Source organism: Hydrocarboniphaga sp. FW305-C-57, assembly GCF_058783045.1.
This window is the reverse complement of sequence record NZ_JBYSYG010000002.1, coordinates 64,552-81,656: the sequence shown is the minus strand read 5'-3', so window position 1 is coordinate 81,656 and position 17,105 is coordinate 64,552. Positions and strand designations below refer to the sequence as shown.

At 66.6% G+C, this 17,105-nt stretch carries 13 protein-coding genes; 6 read left to right on the top strand and 7 right to left on the bottom strand.

Annotated features, from left to right (window positions below):
- Window positions 1–65: 65 nt before the first annotated feature.
- Together AC3WUM_RS04725 and AC3WUM_RS04720 are read right to left on the bottom strand one after the other, a co-directional pair.
- Complete coding sequence (locus AC3WUM_RS04725) at window positions 66–719, bottom strand: pentapeptide repeat-containing protein (protein WP_492409042.1); 654 nt, start codon at window positions 717–719, stop codon at window positions 66–68.
- A gap of 99 nt (window positions 720–818) precedes the next feature.
- Window positions 819–2,654 carry a methanol/ethanol family PQQ-dependent dehydrogenase gene (locus AC3WUM_RS04720; RefSeq protein ID WP_492409041.1) on the bottom strand — a complete coding sequence of 612 codons (1,836 nt, stop codon included), beginning with the start codon at window positions 2,652–2,654 and terminating at the stop codon, window positions 819–821.
- A 246-nt stretch (window positions 2,655–2,900) separates the two neighbouring features.
- Here AC3WUM_RS04720 and AC3WUM_RS04715 point away from each other — a divergent pair, with 246 nt between their 5' ends.
- Together AC3WUM_RS04715 and AC3WUM_RS04710 are read left to right on the top strand one after the other, a co-directional pair.
- The gene (locus tag AC3WUM_RS04715) at window positions 2,901–3,530 is read left to right on the top strand and encodes a response regulator transcription factor (protein WP_492409040.1); all 630 of its coding nucleotides are present in this window, start codon (window positions 2,901–2,903) and stop codon (window positions 3,528–3,530) included.
- A complete protein-coding gene (locus AC3WUM_RS04710) occupies window positions 3,523–4,944 on the top strand; it encodes a histidine kinase (RefSeq protein ID WP_492409039.1) in 1,422 nt (473 codons plus the stop codon). The genes AC3WUM_RS04715 and AC3WUM_RS04710 overlap by 8 nt, the downstream gene beginning before the upstream one ends.
- Window positions 4,945–5,145: 201 nt before the next feature.
- Here the strand turns inward: AC3WUM_RS04710 and AC3WUM_RS04705 are convergent, their stop codons facing one another.
- From AC3WUM_RS04705 to AC3WUM_RS04685, 5 genes are all read right to left on the bottom strand, one after another.
- Window positions 5,146–7,101, bottom strand: coding sequence for a CocE/NonD family hydrolase (locus AC3WUM_RS04705; RefSeq protein ID WP_492409038.1), 1,956 nt, complete (start codon window positions 7,099–7,101; stop codon window positions 5,146–5,148).
- A 327-nt stretch (window positions 7,102–7,428) separates the two neighbouring features.
- Window positions 7,429–7,935 (bottom strand): YIP1 family protein, encoded by a 507-nt coding sequence (locus AC3WUM_RS04700; RefSeq protein WP_492409037.1) that lies wholly within the window; start codon window positions 7,933–7,935, stop codon window positions 7,429–7,431.
- Window positions 7,936–8,030: 95 nt separating this feature from the next.
- A complete protein-coding gene (locus AC3WUM_RS04695) occupies window positions 8,031–8,255 on the bottom strand; it encodes a DUF4169 family protein (protein WP_492409036.1) in 225 nt (74 codons plus the stop codon).
- A gap of 36 nt (window positions 8,256–8,291) precedes the next feature.
- The gene (locus AC3WUM_RS04690) at window positions 8,292–8,423 is read right to left on the bottom strand and encodes a hypothetical protein (protein WP_492409035.1); all 132 of its coding nucleotides are present in this window, start codon (window positions 8,421–8,423) and stop codon (window positions 8,292–8,294) included.
- 139 nt (window positions 8,424–8,562) lie between these two features.
- Entirely contained in the window at window positions 8,563–9,165 is a 603-nt protein-coding gene (locus AC3WUM_RS04685) for a TIGR00645 family protein (RefSeq protein ID WP_492409034.1), read from the bottom strand.
- 295 nt (window positions 9,166–9,460) lie between these two features.
- Between AC3WUM_RS04685 and AC3WUM_RS04680 the strand changes: the two genes are divergently transcribed.
- The 4 genes from AC3WUM_RS04680 (at window position 9,461) to AC3WUM_RS04665 (ending at window position 16,979) form a co-directional block, all read left to right on the top strand.
- Window positions 9,461–12,394 carry a PEP/pyruvate-binding domain-containing protein gene (locus AC3WUM_RS04680; protein WP_492409033.1) on the top strand — a complete coding sequence of 978 codons (2,934 nt, stop codon included), beginning with the start codon at window positions 9,461–9,463 and terminating at the stop codon, window positions 12,392–12,394.
- The gene (locus AC3WUM_RS04675) at window positions 12,394–13,959 is read left to right on the top strand and encodes a serine hydrolase (protein WP_492409032.1); all 1,566 of its coding nucleotides are present in this window, start codon (window positions 12,394–12,396) and stop codon (window positions 13,957–13,959) included. Before AC3WUM_RS04680 ends, AC3WUM_RS04675 begins: the two co-directional genes overlap by 1 nt.
- Window positions 13,956–15,275: an Npt1/Npt2 family nucleotide transporter gene (locus AC3WUM_RS04670; protein WP_492409031.1), complete on the top strand. Its 1,320-nt coding sequence runs from the start codon at window positions 13,956–13,958 to the stop codon at window positions 15,273–15,275. Before AC3WUM_RS04675 ends, AC3WUM_RS04670 begins: the two co-directional genes overlap by 4 nt.
- A 147-nt stretch (window positions 15,276–15,422) precedes the next feature.
- Window positions 15,423–16,979 (top strand): glycerol-3-phosphate dehydrogenase/oxidase, encoded by a 1,557-nt coding sequence (locus AC3WUM_RS04665; protein WP_492409030.1) that lies wholly within the window; start codon window positions 15,423–15,425, stop codon window positions 16,977–16,979.
- The last annotated feature ends 126 nt before the right edge of the window (window positions 16,980–17,105 follow it).

Here is a 17,105-nt window from a genome sequence, read left to right as displayed (position 1 = left end):
CGCGCCACCCTCTCTCCCGCACGCGGGAGAGGGGACTGCAAAGAGAGGTCAGGCTCTGCTTCGTTTCACTCCTCCACATTCAACGGCGAAACCCCGCCCGGTGTGAGCGAGGGCATCGCCGGTGGGCAGCCGCGGCATTCGGTGGTCAGCGTGTCGTGAAACACCGTGTACTTGAGCAGCGCGCCTTCGAGGTCGGCCTGGCTCAGGTTGGCGTTGCCGAACTTGGTTTCCTGCAGGTTGGCATTGCGCAGGATCGCGCTTTGCAGGTTGGACTTGTTGAGCAAGGCCATCTCCAGCGTCGCCGCGGTGAGATCGGCGCTCGTGAAATCGGCCGTGGTGACGCGCGCGAATGCGAGCTGCGCTCCGCGCATCGTCGCGCGCGTGAACCTCGCGCCCTGCGCGAAGGCCATGCGCAGATCGGCGCCATCGAGATCGGCTCCGCTCAGATCGGCGCCTTGCAGGTTGGCGTGACGCAGATCGACGCGCGCCATCTTCGCTTCGCGGAAATCGGCGCCGCTCAGGTCGATGTCGTGCAGCGGCGCGTGGCGCAGATCGGCGCCACGGCATTGCGTCCTGGGCTTGAGCTCGCAGCCGTTCCAGACCGTGGGTTTCTTTTGCAGCGGTTCGTCGCCGCTGATGGTGACGCCATCGGCCTGCACGGTGGCGCTCGCGAGCAGGCCGAGCGACAGCATCGCAGTCGTCATCGTTCGAATGTTCATCTGGATTCTCCTCGCGCGGAATAAAAGACAAGCCGGGCCGCGAGTGTTGGCGCACTCGCGAAACCGGCTTGAACACGCTTGTTTTTCGTTGTTAGCGCATCAGCTCTGGCGCTTGGGCAGCTTGAACACCCAGTACGAGCCGCCCTGCGTCACGCGCATGGTCAGGTCGGCCATGTCGCCGCCCCAGAGCGGAACCGCGCCGCCGTAACCCGAGGCGATGCCGATGTACTGCTCGCCGTCCATTTCCCAGGTGATCGGCACCGACACCACGCCCGAGCCGGTCTGGAATTTCCACAGCTCCTTGCCGGTCTTGGCGTCGAAGGCCTTCAGAAAGCCTTCGCTGGTTCCGGTGAAGACCAGGCCGCCCGCGGTGGTGACGACGCCGGCCCACAGCGGCAGCTCTTCCTTGTGCTCCCAGACGATGCGGCCGTCGGTGGGGTTCATCGCGCGCAGCACGCCGACGTGATCGTCGAACAGCTTGCGGATGCGGAAGCCCATGCCCAGGTAGGCCGCGCCCGCGTTGTACTGCGGATGCTCGGACCAGTAGTCCTCCTTCCAGTGATTGGCCGGGATGTAGAACAGGCCGGTGTCGGGGCTGTAGGCCATCGGGTTCCAGTTCTTGCCGCCGAGGAAGGGCGGCGATACTTCCACCGCGGCGCCTTTCTCTTCGCCGTCCTTGGGCTTGGGCGGACGCTGGCCTTCGACTTCGATCGGCCGGCCGGTCTTGACGTCGATGCCCTTGGCCCAGCTGATCTTGTCGACGAACGGAAACGCCGCCAGCAGCGAGGTCGGGCGGTTCGGCGAGCCGCCGGACTTGGCGAGCTTGTCGACGTCGGTGACGTAGAAGAAGCCGTTGCGGTCCGCATGCGCGGCGGCCTTCACGGTCTTGCCCTGCGGGCTCTTCCAGTCGAACAGCACGAGCTCGTTGTTGCCCGAGAAATCCCAGGTGTCGTTCGGCGTGTGCTGGTAGAAGCCCTTGAGCTCGCCGGTGGTCGGGTCGATGTAGGCCTGGCCCGAAGTGAACAGCGAATCGCCCGGCGTGCGCGCCCAGCCGTTCCACGGAGCCGGATTGCCCGCGCCGATGATGATGGTGTTGGTCGCCACGTCGAACGAGGCCGACTGCCATGGCGCGCCGCCGCCGTGATTCCAGGCTTCGGTCTTGCCGTTGACGCCGTTCTTGTCGTTGGGCCACGACGGCGCCTTCGGATCGCCCGTGTAGCTGCTGTCCTTGCCGTTGAGACGGCCGCGATGGCCTTCGACGAGGGGACGCATCCAGATCTCTTCGCCGCTGTCCGGATCGCGTGCGAACAGCTGGCCGACGACGCCGAATTCATCGCCCGAGGTGCCGTGGATCAGCAGCATCTTGCCGGTCTTCTGGTCCTTGATGATGGTCGGCGCGCCGGTCATCGTGTAGCCGACCTTGTGATTGCCGAACTTCTTCTGCCAGACGACCTTGCCGGTCTTCTTGTTGAGCGCGACGATCGCCGAATCGAGCGTACCGAAGAACACCTTGTCGCCGAAGATCGCGGCGCCGCGGTTGATCACGTCGCAGCACGGGCGGATATCGTCGGGCAGGCGATGCTGGTACACCCACAGGCGCTTGCCGGTCTTGGCATCGAGCGCGAACAGGCGCGAGTACGAAGCCGTCACGTAGATCACGCCGTCGTGCACGATGGCCTGCGATTCCTGGCCGCGCTGCTTTTCGTCTCCGAACGAGAACGACCAGGCCGGAACCAGCGTCTCGACCGTGTCGGTGTTGATCTGCTTGAGCGGGCTGTAGCGCTGCGCCTTCACGCCCATGCCGTACATGAGCACGTCGCCGGGCGTCTTGTCGTCGTTGACGATGTCGTCCCAGGTCACGTCGGCCGCCGCGGCGCTGGTCGCGAACGCGAGCGCCGCCACCGCGAGCGCGGTTGAAATTCCGCCTCTCCTCATTCGAATCTCCTTCTATCGTGTCGTGTTGGTTTTCGATGCGCCGTAGCGACGCGGACAGTCCCCATCGGCCGCGCCCTGCGCTCGAGCCGTCGTGTCCGGCGCCAAGATTTCCATCGGCGAAACCGCGGCGATATGGGAGGAGTTCCTGCTGAAAAGCAGGCGAGGAAAATCGGGAAATGTTCCCGGTCCAGGGCTGTGTCAATTGCGGGACACTCGCGGCGTACTCGATGCGACCGGTGGAGTGGCATGACTCGAATACTGCTGATCGACGATCACGCCGTGGTCCGCGAGGGCTATCGGCGCCTGCTCGAATGCGCGGCCGATTACGCGGTCGTCGCCGAAGCATCCAACGCGGCGCAGGCGTATCGGCGCTATCTCGAGCACCAGCCCGACGTCGTCATCACCGATCTGTCCTTGCCCGGCGTGAGCGGCATCGAGCTGCTGCGTCGTTTGCGTCGGCGCGAGCCGCGTTTGCGTGCGCTGGCCTTCAGCGTTCACGAAGAGGCGATCTTCGTCGAACGCTCGCTGGCCGCCGGCGCGACCGGCTACATTGGCAAGCGCTGCGCGCCCGACGTGCTGATCGAGGCCGTCGCCGCGGTGGCCCGCGGCGAGCGCTACGTGTCGACCGGCTCGCGCAAGGCTTCGGCCGCGCTCGACCGGCAGTCGCTCGCGAGCCTCGAGCAGCTGTCGCATCGCGAGTTCGAAATCTTCCGGCTGATCGCCGAAGGCAAGCCGGTGCACGCGATCGGAACGAGCCTGAGCATCAGCGGCAAGACGGTCTCGAATCATTGCAGCCAGATCCGCAGCAAGCTCGGCCTGCAATCGAGCGCCGACATGGCCAGGCTCGCGATCGCGATGGGGATCGTCCATGCCTGAGCTGCTTCCGCACGCGCAGGCCGATGCGATCGCCGACGCGGTCGCGGGCACCCGGCCGCGGCGGCGCTCGCGCTTCGATCTCAAGCGCAGGCTGTCGGTCTCGATCGCGAGCCTGCTGGTGATCGTGCTCGGGCTTTCGGTCGCCGTGGTGTTGCGCAATTCCGCGCGATCGGTGCAGGGCGAGATCGACGCGGTGATGCGGCTCGCGGGCAGGCTCGTCGACCAGAACATCGCGAGCGCGTCGGGCCGTGGCGACGAAGCCGGCTGGAACGCCTTGCTCGACGTGCTCGACGGCAGCCGCCATCTGTGCGTGCAGCGGCAGAACGCGCCGATGCCGGCGACGTGCCCGGCGCCGATGCCGGCCGAAGTGCCGCGCTGGTTCTCGCGCACGGTGGCGCCGCCGGCCCTCGAACTGCGACGCGAATTCATCGCGAGCGATGGTCGCGTGCTCGACGCGGTGATCCGCGCCGACGCGTCCGACGAAGTGCTCGAAGCCTGGAGCGAAGCGAGGCCGCTGCTGACCTCGATCGCGCTGATCGGCTTTCTGATCAACGCCATCGTCGTCGTCACCGTGTGGTTCTTCCTGCGCCCGGTCGATGCGATCCGGCAGGCCATCGCGCGCATGAGCCGCGGCGAGCTGCAGCCTCGGTTTCCACGCGCCGCGACGCCCGAACTCGTCGGCATCATCGACGGGCTGGTCGATCTCGGCACGCGCCTGCGCCAGGCGCGCGAGGACAAGCACAGGCTGCTGCGGCGCAATCTGGAACTGCAGGAGAGCGAGCGCGGCGCGATCGCGCGCGAACTGCACGACGAACTCGGCCAGGGCCTCGCGATCATCGACGCCAACGTGAGCCTGTTGCAGCAGAGTCTCGACCAAGACGCGCGATCGCAGGTGGAATCGCAGCGGACGCTGCTGCTGATCCGCGACAGCGTGGCCGGCTGCTACGACCGCCTGCGCGCCCTGCTCGTGCAGCTGCGCCCCGCGGGGCTATCCGAATTCGGGCTTGGCTATGCCTTGCAAAGCCTGATCGGCGACTGGGAGCGGCATTGTCCGCACATTCGCTTCGAATCGCGGGTCGATCCGAACGCCGCGCCCGACGATGCGCTCACGCAGGTTTACGTCTATCGCGTCGCGCAGGAGGCGCTGACCAATGCGGTGCGGCACTCGGGCGCGCGGCACATTCGAATGGAGTTCGGCACTGCACGCGGAGAGCCGGTGTGCCTGCGCATCATCGACGATGGCTCGGGCCTGCGCGAAACGCGCCGGCATCGCAAAGGTCAGGGTCTACGCGGCATCCGCGAACGCGCCGAAGCGCTCGGCGCGGTGCTCGATCTGCAGTCTCCGCCGGGCGGCGGCACGCAGCTGGAGCTGTGGTTGCCGGAGAGTGTGCTGCAGGTTTCGCGCTTGGGGTGAGGCGCAGGACATCGCGAGCCGAAGCGCATTGCCGTTCCTCTCTCCCGCTTGCGGGAGAGAGTCCCTCGCGTCAGCGAGGGGAGAGAGGGTTCGCCTGAAATCTGAGCACCCTTTCCAAGCTTCCCCTCTCCCGGTCCTTCGGACCACCCTCTCCCGCAAGCGGGAGAGGGGACCGGCATCGAGCGCGTGGCTGCTCTACTGCTACTGCAACAACCGACTCCCCGAATATTCCCCCGGCACCAGGATCGGCAGCTGCACATCGCTGAGTTCGACGCTGTACGGATTCACGTACAGCAATCCGAGCACCGGCTCCAGCGCGGACGTCACCGGCGGAATCGGTGTGCCGGCGATGTAGTTGATGATGCCCGTGAGGCCCGACAGACCTTCGGCGCTGACGATCGCGGCGTACTGGATGTGCTGCGGATACAGCAGCAGGCCCACCTGGTCGCCGTCCTGCAGGCGCTCGCCGATCGCGGGCAGCAGGATGCGATCGTCTTCCTCGATGTTGCGATTGTTCGTGTGCTCGCCTTCGACGAACGGCGTGAGCTGATCGTCGACAAGGATGGTTTGCGAGCCGCGCTTGATGCCGACGCCGACGAAGGCGTTGGTGCTCTGGTTCGGCAGCGCGGGCGATCCGCGCACGACCTTGATCTTCGCGATCGTCGGCGCGCCTGCGAGAACCTTGTCGTTGCCGGTGATCGTGGTGACGGGGACGAAGGTCGGTGAGATCGCGCCGGCTGAAACTGCGGCGCTCGCCGTCGCGAGCGTCGCCGGAACCGAACCGCTGCCGCTCAGCGCGCCGACCGGGAAGCGTTCGAGCGCGAGGCCCGCATCGGCGGCCGGCGCGCCATTCGTGTCGGCGATCGACAGGCAGATTTTCGGCAGCGCATCGTAGGCGGCCGAATCGATGTGCTTGAGGTGATGATCGAACCAGCCGAGCACCGCGGCCACGCCGACCACGCTGCCGCAATTGGCGCTGCCTTCGATCTGGTTCGCGAGCGGATTCATGTGTCCGCCTTCGGTCGAGATCAGGCGCACGTCACCGCCGGCTTCGGAGAAGTAGCGGTGGTTCCAGTACGCCTCGGTGAGGTTGAACAGCACGTCGCGATTGCCCTGCACGAACAGCGCGGGCACCTTGCGCAGCCTGGCTTCACGTTCGCCGAAACCCCAGCCCTGGCCGGCTTTCTGCTGGCGGCGGAAGTAGTTCATGCCGTGCGTGTCGAAGAACGGAATCAGCTCTGCTTCGCTGACCGTGCGCGGCCTCGACGTCGGGCGCGAGACCGCGGCGACCAGATCGGCGCGCGAGCGCACGTTGTAGGCGCCCAGACCTTGCGGGCCAATCGTGTTGCAGAGCGTGGCGACGATCGGCGTGTTGGCGACGCCGCCGGTGAGCGCGAGCACGCAGAGCAGGCCGCCGAAGCCGAGCTTGAGCGAATCGCCCGGCAGCAGGCTGTAGAGCAGGCCATGCCAGGTGCCGTTCGGCACGATCGCATCGATGCGCGGATCGATCGCCGCGAGCGGCATCTGGAAAGCCCCGCCATAGCTGTAGCCGAGCGTGCCGACCTTGATGTCGCGCTCGATGCCGGTGCCGCTCTGGCGCAGGATGCCGAATTCGTCGGCGTGGTCGTAGGCCCAGTCGAGCAGCGCGCGCGCGTCCTGCGTCTCGGCGGCCGGATCGATGATGCGCGCATTGGCGTTGGTCGATTCGCCGTGCCCGCGTTCGTCGAAGCTGATCACCACGTAGCCGTGATACGGCAGCGCCTGCGTGAGCTGGTCCATCGACGGGAAGTGCGGTGATTCCGGGTGCAGCGTGCCGTCGGCCGCGAGCGTGGTTTCGCGCGCGCCTCCATAGCCGTGGCTTTGCAGCACCACCGGAAACGCATCGCCGGCGCAGCGCGCGGGCGTCATCACGGTGTAGAAAATCTCGGTGGTCGCGGCGGGATTCGCGGTCGGATCGGGGTCCGAAGGCGAGGCGATGACGAGGCTGTGCTGGGTGGCCGCGGGCGGCATCGGCGTGTCGCAACTCGGCGTCAGCGTGCCGCCGTCTCCGCCGCCGCCATCGGTGTGGTCATCGGGGCTGTTGGACGAGCACCCCGCGATCGCGACGAAGGCTCCGACCATCAGGCTCAGCAATACGGCAGAGGCTGGCTTGCGCATCTGCGTTCTCCTCTTGTCATCGTTATGTCACGCAGTATGGCGCGTGTTTTTCGTGCTGAGGCCCGGATCAGGTCGGCTTGAGTTGTTTTTGCGGGTGTGGCTCAAGCAGCGAGCTGAGCAAAGCGGTTGACGTTCCTCTCTCCCGCTTGCGGGAGAGAGTCCCTGCGAAGCAGGGGAGAGAGGGTTCGCTCGGGAGCGTGAGCGTATTTTTCAGGCTTCCCCTCTCCCGGCTCTTCGAGCCACCCTCTCCCACAAGTGGGAGAGGGGACAAACAAAAAGCCCTTCGAATTCGCGAGAACTCGAAGGGCTCCTTCACAGCTTGCAGCGCTAAGGCGCGAGCAGATACAGGATCAGCAGATTGACCAGCCAGCCGATCAGCACCACCACCACCGCCCGCCAGGTGTCCTTGTAGTCGAGCGCCTGGCGCACCGCGATGACCATCGCCACGAGCATCCAGATGTTGACGGCCAGCATGATGATCCAGCCGACCACCGGGATGAAGCCGAACACGCGCAGCACGCCCGGGGCCTGCGCGAAGCCGGTGGTGCGGGCCACTTCGCCCCAGTCCGAACTGGTCTGCGGCTCGGCGAGCATCTTGGTGCCGATGAGCCAGATCAGGGCGGCCCAGATCGCCCAGCCGAGCACCGCGCCGACGATGCCGGTGGCGATGCCGGCGACACCGTTGTAGCCCATGCCGCCGATGCCGAGCGCGATCGAGGCGATCACCACAACGGTCAGGGCCTGGAAGGTGGCCGAACGATCGGCCTCCACTTCTTCGAAAGTCGCCACGTTGAGCCGGGCCGCGCCCAGCATGCGATCGGTGAAGCTCGCCATGAATTCCTCCTTGGTCGGTGCGTGCATAGGGTTCGGACAAGGGCCGAACGGCGATCCTCGACGATTCTGGCGGCCTTAGCTGAACCTAAGCCTGTCTAATCCGGGTCTATCGTTCCGCCGTCGTCCGCACGCTCGCCGTCAGCGCCAGGCTCGCGGCGCAAGCCATCGAGCTTGCGCCTGGCTTCCTCCATCTGCGTGGCCTCGAGCTGCTTCTGCTCCTTGGTGCGACCGAAGCGCACGCGATTCTCGGCGGCCTGCGCCTGGGCCTGCTCGCGTGCCTTGCGCTTGCGCGCCTTGTTGAAATTGATGATGTCGGCCATGGCGCATTGTGCTCCGTGTCGCTCGCAAAAGGCGCCTCAGCTGCGGCAGGGCGGCCCCGGAATCAGCGGCAGGCCGAGCGCCGAGCGCAGGCTCGCGATGGCCTGCGCGCGCAGCGCCGGGCTCGCCGGATAGCGCTGCACCCAATCGAGCAGAGTGGCGATGTCCACCGCCTGCGTCCGCAGAATCGCGCGCGCCTGCTCCAGCGCTTCGCGCCCGGCCTCCTCGTCGAGAAACGCGCGCAGCGTTTCGACCAGCGCGGCCGGCAGGGAATCCGGCGGTTGCGAGGATGCGGTCGCGATGGCGGCCTCAGTGCCCGTCGCGCGGATGCTGCGCCGCGAGCGTGTTCATGAGCCTGTCGGTGTAGGCGATGCCGATGGCCGAGGCGATGAAGGCCAGGTGGATCAGCGTCTGCCACATGATGCCGGCCTCGCTGACGCGGCTGCAGGCGATGTCGGCCGCGACGCTCGCGCAGGACGGCAGGGCGCCCATGCTGCCGGCTTCGATGAAGGTCTTGAGCAGATGGATCGAGGAGATGCCGATGATCGCCATCGCCAACTTGACCTTGAGCACCGAGGCGTTGACGTGGCTGAGCCATTCGGGCTGGTCCGGATGGCCTTCGAGCCGCAGGCGCGAGACGAAGGTCTCGTAGCCGCCGACGATGACCATGACCAGCAGGTTCGAGATCATCACCACGTCGATGAGCCCGAGCACGATCAGCATCACGTCCTGTTCCTTGAACGAGAAGGCTCCATGCATGAGGTGCCAGAGCTCCTTCACGAACAGCACCACGTAGACCGCCTGGGCGACGATCAGGCCCAGGTACAGCGGCAGCTGCAGCCAGCGCGACGAGAAGATCAGCGCGGGCAGGGGGGTCAATCGGGAGACTGGGGCGTCGGACGGGTTACGCATCGGTGAGCGGGCGCGGGACGGAAGAAAGGCCGCTGATTTTAGCCGCCGCGGGCGACGCTCGCGTGGCCTGGGACGATCCGCCCTACGGCCGGCTTTTCAGGACGAGTTCATAGCCCGCGGGCATAGTCCTTACCGATGCTTGCTGTCCGGTAACGCAGGCATCGCACAGGGCGGCGCGACGCAGGGCATGACGATCATGATGCCCAGACAGTACGATCCGACCCGGATCCGATTCGACTCGCAGGGGGCTGGGATGCGGTTGCAGCTAGGCAGTGCTGCGGGGCCATTACGGACGATGCTGATCACGGCGCTGCTGGCATCGCTCGCGAATATCGCGCTCGCGGCGGATTCGCCGCCAGGCGCGGCCGAGACCGGCAGCCAGCCTTCCGTCGCGACGCTGCGCGGCTGGGTCGAGCAGATGAAGCGCGAGCCGCGCGGGCCTTTCGATCGCATCCGCTATTTTTGCAAGGACGGCAAGGTCCTCGAACCCAAGGCCTACGCCTGCGAGCCCTACGGCGGCGGCTATCAGCACGGCGAATGGAGCGCGCGGACCAAGTCCATCCGCGCGGCCGGCTATCCGATCGCCAACCTGCTCGTGATGGTGCAGCCCGCCGACGTCGTCGGCGCCAGCGCGCAGCCCGATCTGCTGCAGGTGCTCGTCATCGAGCGCTTCCTGATCGCGAGCGACGATGGCTGGGTGTTCCGCCGCGCGCTGTCGTATCGCGGCGCGATCCAGGACCACAACGAAAAGGAATCCGCGCGCGAACTGCTGCAGGCGCTCGCGCGCGGCGATACCGCCTACATTCCGCTGCGCGAAGCCGCGCGCGCGTTTGCGCACGGGCCCGACACGCCGAGCCTCACGCGCGTACGCGGCATGGCCACCTCGCTCGACGAGAAGGACGCCAAGTTCCACTCGCTGCGCTCGCGCATCCACAACACGCCCGAGTCGGGGGATGCGGCGCGCGTGCGCGCCTATGCGAGCAGCACGAGCGCCAGGCCCGAACTGGCGGCCGAATACGAAGCGCTCGCCGCGGCCATCGATGCGGCGTACCAGCCCAAGCCCTTGTCGATCGAGCTCAAGCAGCTCGGCCGCTACCTCAAGGACGAGGCCGCGCGCGATGAGCTGCAGAAGCTCATCGAAGCGCAGCTCGTCACCGAGCAGCCCGATGCGACGCTCGACGCCCAGCTCGCCGGCGCGGCCAACACGCTGGTCTGGCTCAAGGATCGCGCGCTGCAGCTGATTCCGGCGAGCGGCCGCTTGGCCGCGATCGACGTGAGCCTGGAGGCCGAGAACCGCTTCATGGTCACGGCCTCGAAAGCCACCGCGCAGATTCCCACGCTCACGCGCGAGGCGCGGCTCCATCAGCTGCGCATCTCGGCCAAGGCGCTCTACGGCATCGGCCTGCTCAACCAGCGCGAATGGGATTCGCTCGGCGAGTCCTTGTCCGAGCTCGAGGGCAAGGTCGATCTGCAGACCTATCGCCAGGCGCTCGAGTATCTCGAGCGCGCGTCCTCGTGGAGCACGCAGCGGCTGCATTACGAATTCGGCAACGGCGTCGACAAGCTCGCGCCGATCGCGCCCGAGGCCGAAGGCTTCGTCGCCGATCGCCTGCGCTCGAGCCCGCTGCTGTTCTATTCGTCGCTGCTGCAGACGCTGCGCGAAGACGCGGACCGGCTCGCGGGCACTTCGCAGACCGCGTTCGGCGCCTCGGTGGGCGGCGGCTTGCGCCGGCTCAATCCGGGCATCGCGCGCGGGCTGCTGCGCGTGTCGGTCGACGCGCCGACCCACGGTGAGCCCGCAATCTACCTGGTCCCCGAAACCACCTCGGACCTGCCGGCCGCCGCGGGCATTCTCACCGAAGCGGAAGGCAACCCGGTCTCGCACGTGCAGCTGCTCGCGCGCAATCTCGGCATTCCGAACGTGGTGGTGTCGAGCGAGCTGATGCCGACGATCCGCAAGCACGACGGCGAGCGCATCGTGGTCGCCGCGAGCGTCGGCGGCGTGGTGCAGATCGATGCGGACGGACCCAAGTGGGAGAAGCTGCTCGGCGATGCGAACGACGGCCAGCCCGCGGTCACGATCGTGCCCGACCTCGCCAAGCTCGACCTGCTGCGCCAGGATTTCGTTTCCACCGACGAGCTGCGCGCGAGCGATTCCGGGCGCATCGTCGGGCCCAAGGCCGCGCACGTCGGCGAGCTGTCGCATCGCTTCAAGGGCCATGTCGCGCCGGGGCTGGCGGTGACCTTCGGTATTTTCCGCGAGCTGCTCAAGCAGCCCGTGAAGGCCGGCGGCAAGCCGATGTACGACTGGATGCGCGACCAGTACGCCGAGATGGCGGTGCTGCGCCGTCTCGATCCGGCTCACCACGAGCAGCGCGTCGACGCCTTCCTCACGTTCACGCGCAACTGGTTCGCCAAGGAACAGTTGCCGCAGCCGCTGCTCGACCGGCTGCACGGCGCGATGATCGAGCGCTTCGGCATGGACGGCACCTATGGCGTGTTCGTGCGCAGTGACACCAACATCGAAGACTTGCCGGGGTTTACCGGAGCGGGCCTCAATCTCACGGTGCCGAACGTCGTCGGCTTCGACGAAACCGTGGCCGCGCTGCGCAAGGTCTGGGCCTCGCCGTACACCGAGCGCGCCTACGGCTGGCGCCAGGACCTGATGGACCAGCCCGAGCACATCTACGTCTCGGTGCTGCTGCACCGCTCGGTGCCGAACGAGAAATCCGGCGTGATGATCACCGCCGACGTCGATACCGGCAGCCTCGAAACGCTGACGGTGACGACGAGCCTCGGCGTCGGCGGTGGTGTCGACGGCGAGGCTTCCGAAACCCTGCGCGTCGATCGCGACAAGGCCGAGGCGCAGCTGCTGTCGTCGGCGACCGCACGTCGCGAGCGCCAGCTGCTCGCGAGCGGCGGCGTGAGCCTGCTGCGCGCGCCGGCACCCGAGCGCGTGCTGACGGACAAGGAGATCGAGCTGCTCGCCGAATTCGCGCGCGAAGTGCCGCGCGCCTATCCGGAGCTGCACGACGATCAGGGCAAGACCACACCGGCCGACGTCGAATTCGGCTTCGTCGCGGGCAAGCTCATGCTGCAGCAGATACGCCCGTTCCTGCAGAACCGTGCGGCTGCGAGTCAGGGATATCTCGCGAAGATGGACCAGGGCTTGCGTGAGCGGGACGGCAAGCGGGTCCCACTCGATGAAAAGCCGGAGGCGGGTAGCTGATGATGCTGCGGATCGTGGCGGGGGTGGTTGCACAGTTGCGGCGGTGGCGAGCCGAGCTTTCGCTGCTGCTGTTCCTCTCTCCCACTTGTGGGAGAGAGTCCCGCGAAGCGGGGAGAGAGGGTTCGCTTGATTCATGGCGCGCACTTTCCGGGCTTCCCCTCTCCCGGCGCTGCGCGCCACCCTCTCCCACAAGTGGGAGAGGGGATAAGCAAGGCGCGCTCGCTTTCGTCGCTGCACTGCTGATCGCCGCAACCATCCCCGCACACGCCTACCCCGTCGACGGCTACGCCTACACCGGCATCCGCCGTCTCGACTACATCGCCGGCGTCGAGGCCGGCACGGTGCCGGGCCGCAAGATGCAGCCGGGCCAGTACCTGCGCATGGAGCAGGTCCAACCGGGCTGGAAGACCAACGACGGCAAGCTGCTGCCCGACCTCGACGCCGACTTCAGCGCACAGCTTTCAAAGATGCTCAAGTCCTCGGGCTACGGCAGCTACAGCGTCGCGCTGCTCGATCTGTCGGACCCGGGCGCCGCCAAGTACGCGGGCTACGACGACGACAACAAGGCCAACGTCGGCAGCGTCGGCAAGGTGCTCGTGGTGCTCGCGCTGTTCCAGACGCTCGCCGACCTGTATCCAGGCGACGGGCCGGACGACATCGCGGCGCGCGAGCGCGTGCTGCGCGATACGCGCGTGGTCGCCGACGGCTACAGCCAGTACGACCATCACACCGTGACGTTCTGGGATCCGGCGACCAAGGTCCGCAGGAGCCGGCAGATTCGCGCGGGCGACGAGGCGAGCCTGTGGGAATACCTCGACTGGATGCTGTCGGCGAGCAGCAATTCGGCCGCCGGCATGGTGCAGAAGGAACTCATCGCACTGAAGCACTTCGGCAAGGCTTATCCGGCGTCGAAGGAAGACACCGAGGCCTTCTTCAAGTCGCAGAACGGCAAGCAGCTCGGCGACCTGTATCTGCAGACGATGGATGACGCGGTGTTGCGCAACGGGCTCGATCCGGGCCAGTTCCGCCAGGGCAGCCTGTTCACGCGTGGAGGCAAGCAGAAGGTCGTCGGCACGAGCAGCTTCGCCACCACCGAGCAGCTCGTTCGCTACCTGTACCGGCTCGAAGCCGGCACGCTGATCGACGCCTTCAGCAGCCGCGAGATCAAGCGCCTGCTGTACATGACGCAGCGGCGCATCCGCTACGCCTCGCATCCGGTGCTCAACGACTCGGCTGTGTACTTCAAGTCCGGCTCGTTCTACCAGTGCAAGGTCAAGGGCAGCTGCGGCAAGTACAAGGGCGACAAGACCAACCGGCTCGCATCGGTGGCGATGGTCGAATCGCCCGCCGGCACGCCGCGCCTGCGCTATCTCGTCGCCATTCATTCCAACGTGCTCGGCGTGAATTCAGCGGTGGCGCATCAGACGCTCGCGCTCAAGATCCAGCGGCTGATCGAGTCGCGCCATCCGGTCGAGGTGCAGGCTCCGGCCACGCCCGAGAACGCTTTTCCGCAGGTTCCGGTCGACGATCCGGAAGCCGGCGGCGACCATAACGATCCGCAATGAACGATCCTTCGAACAACGCGACGCCTCCGCGCCGCCAGTGGCAGGGCAGCACCGCGCTGCGGTCGGTGCTGCTGTTCGTCAACTTCTTCCTGATCCTGCTCGCGTACTACCTCGTCAAGCCGGCGAGCCGTTCGCTGTTTCTCGAGCACAGCAGCTCCGATGCGCTGCCTTACGTGTGGACCGCGAGCGGCCTGCTGCTGCTCGTGCTGGTGCCGAGCTATCAGGGCCTGCTCAAGCGCTACGGGCGCATGCGCACGGTGCTCGGCAGCTGCGTGGCGACCGCGAGCGCGTTGCTGATCTTCCGCGCACTGTTCCATCACGCCGGGCCGCCGACCGCGATCGGCTTCTACATCCTCGTCGACATCTTCAGCGTGGTGCTCGTCGAGCAGTTCTGGAGCCTCACCAACAGCGTCTACGACAGCAAGGAAGGCAAGCGCTGGTACGGGCTCATCGCGAGCGGTGGCCTGGTCGGCGGCATGGTCGGCGGACTCACCGCGAGCGCGCTCGTCGATACCGGCCTGCTCGATACCCCCGATTTGATCGCGGTCGCCGCCGCGCTCGTGCTGCTCATGATGCTGCTGACGAGCCGGCTCGCGCGCGCCGGGCTCTATCGCGAAAAGCCCGCGGTCGCCGCGGCGCGCCACGAGGCGCAGGCGCAGCCGGTGGATTTCGGCCTGGTCTGGGATTCGATCCTGTCGAACCGCTTCATCCTGCTGATCACCTTGCTGCTGCTGTTCTCGCAGGTCTGCGAGCCGATCGTCGAATACCAGTTCATGCATCACGTCGAGCAGACCTACACCGATCAGAACGCGCGCACCGTGTTCCTGTCGGAGTTCCTGAGCCTGCTCAGCGCGCTCGCGCTCGGCATCAATCTGCTGCTGACGCCGCTGATCCACCGCTATCTCGGCGTGATCGGCGGCCTCATGGTGCAGCCGGTGCTGCTCGGCATGGCCTCGCTCGCGTATCTGGTGCATATCGATCTGCGCATGGCGATGGCGATGAAGCTGACCGATCGCGGGCTGTCGTATTCGATCAATCGGGCCTCGCGCGAACTGCTCTACGTCGGCGCCGATGCGGCGCGCATCTTCAAGGTCAAGGCCTGGATCGACATGGTCGGCTATCGAACCTTCAAGATCATCGGCAACGTCGCCATCATCGGCATCTCGGCGCTGCCGGATCGCTTCGGCAACTACCTGCTCGGCGGCGTCGTGCTGGGCATCTGCGTGGCCTGGGCGCTCGCGGTCTGGGCGCTGCGCAGCACACGCCGTGCCCCGCCCAAGGCGAGACCGATTGGCGACGCCATGCCGCATGCTTGAGATCCTTCTCCCTCCGGGAGCAGGTGCCCGAAGGGCGGATGAGGGATTCTCGGAGATCACGAGGCTGGTTATCCCTGAAAGTCCCTCACCCCTTCTCCTCTCCCGCCAGGAGAGGGGTTTTGACGCAGCAATCCGCTACCATCGCCCATGGCCGACGCATATCCGCTGATCCGCAACACCGTCGCGCTGCGCGGCAGCTTCGATCTGCTCGTCATCGGCGGCGGCATCTACGGCGCCTGGACCGCCTACGACGCCGCGCTGCGCGGCCTCAAGGTCGCACTCGTCGAGAAGAACGACTGGGGCAGCGGCACGTCGAGCGCCTCGAGCAAGCTCATTCATGGCGGGCTGCGCTATCTCGAGCACTTCGAGTTCTCGCTCGTGCGCCACGCGCTCGCCGAACGCCGCGTGCTCACCGACATCGCGCCGCATCTCGTGCGCCCGCTGCGCTTCATGGTGCCGATCTGGAAAGGCGCGCGCGTCGGCAAGCTGCAGATGCGCGCCGGGCTCGTGCTCTACGACGTGCTCTCGGGCTTCGATCAGCCCGTAGAGCGACACAAGTCGTTCTCCGCATCCAAGCTGCTCGAACGTCATCCCTACCTGCGCAGCGCAGGGCTCAAGGGCGGCTTGTCGTATGGCGATTGCCAGGAAGACGATGCGCGCATGACGCTCGCCGTGGTCGCGGCCGCGCAGGCGGCCGGCGTGGTCGTCGCCAATCGCATGGCGGTGCAGACGCTGCGTCACGACGAGAACGGATTCAGCGGAGCCAATCTCGTCGATCAGCTCAGCAACGAGCGCTTCGTGCTCGCCGCGCAGGCCGTCGTCGTCGCGGCCGGCCCGTGGTCGAACGCGATCGTCGGGCGCAAGGCGCCACGCGTGAAACTCGTCAAGGGCGTGCACCTGGTGATGCCGGCGATTCCGTCGTCGATCAAGGGTTCCAGCGACGCGTTCCTGTTCACGGCGCCGCAGGATGGTCGCGTCTACTTCGTGATTCCGTGGTACGGCCGCACCTTGCTCGGCACCACCGAATCCGAGGTGGGCGATCCTTCGCAAGCCGTCGTCACCGATGCGGAAGTGCGTTACCTGCTCGATGCGGCGCGCGATGCCTTGCCCAAACTCGACTGGACCGAATCCGACATCGTCGGCCGCTTCGCCGGCGTGCGCACCTTGCAGGCCGAAGACGAGGATTCGCTGTCGGCGGTCACGCGCGAATTCACGATCCTGCAGCCCGAGCCGCGCGTGATCCTGCCGATCGGCGGCAAGTACACGACCGCGCGCTGCGATGCGGTCGACATCGTCTCCACCGTCATGCGCGCGCTCAAGCACGAGCGAGCGCCGTCGAAGACGCATGAGCGCCCGCTGCCCGGGGCACCATCGGCCGAGCATTACGAGCAATGGATAGCGCAGGCCTGCGCGCAGCTCGTGCAGGCGGGCATCGCGCGGGACGGTGTCGAGCAGATCGCCAACCGGCATGGAACACGCATCGAGCGCCTGATCGCGTTGCTCGAAGAAAACCCGCAATGGGCGCGTCGCATCGTCGATGACCTCGCCTTCATCGAAGCGGAAATCGTGCTGGCGGTGCGTGAGGAAATGGCGCTTTCTCTCGACGACGTGCTGCGCCGCCGCATGCCGCTCACGCTGCTCGCGACGCTCGATGATGTTGCGTTGCAGCGCATCGAAGCGCTGATCGGGCAGAACCTGCCGTAGCATTGGTCGCTGCGTTGCACATGTTGTTTGTCCTCTCTCCCGCTTGTGGGAGAGAGTCCCTCGCGCAGCGAGGGGAGAGAGGGAAAGCCCGGGCGAGTACACGCTCTTTCCAGGCTTTCCCTCTCC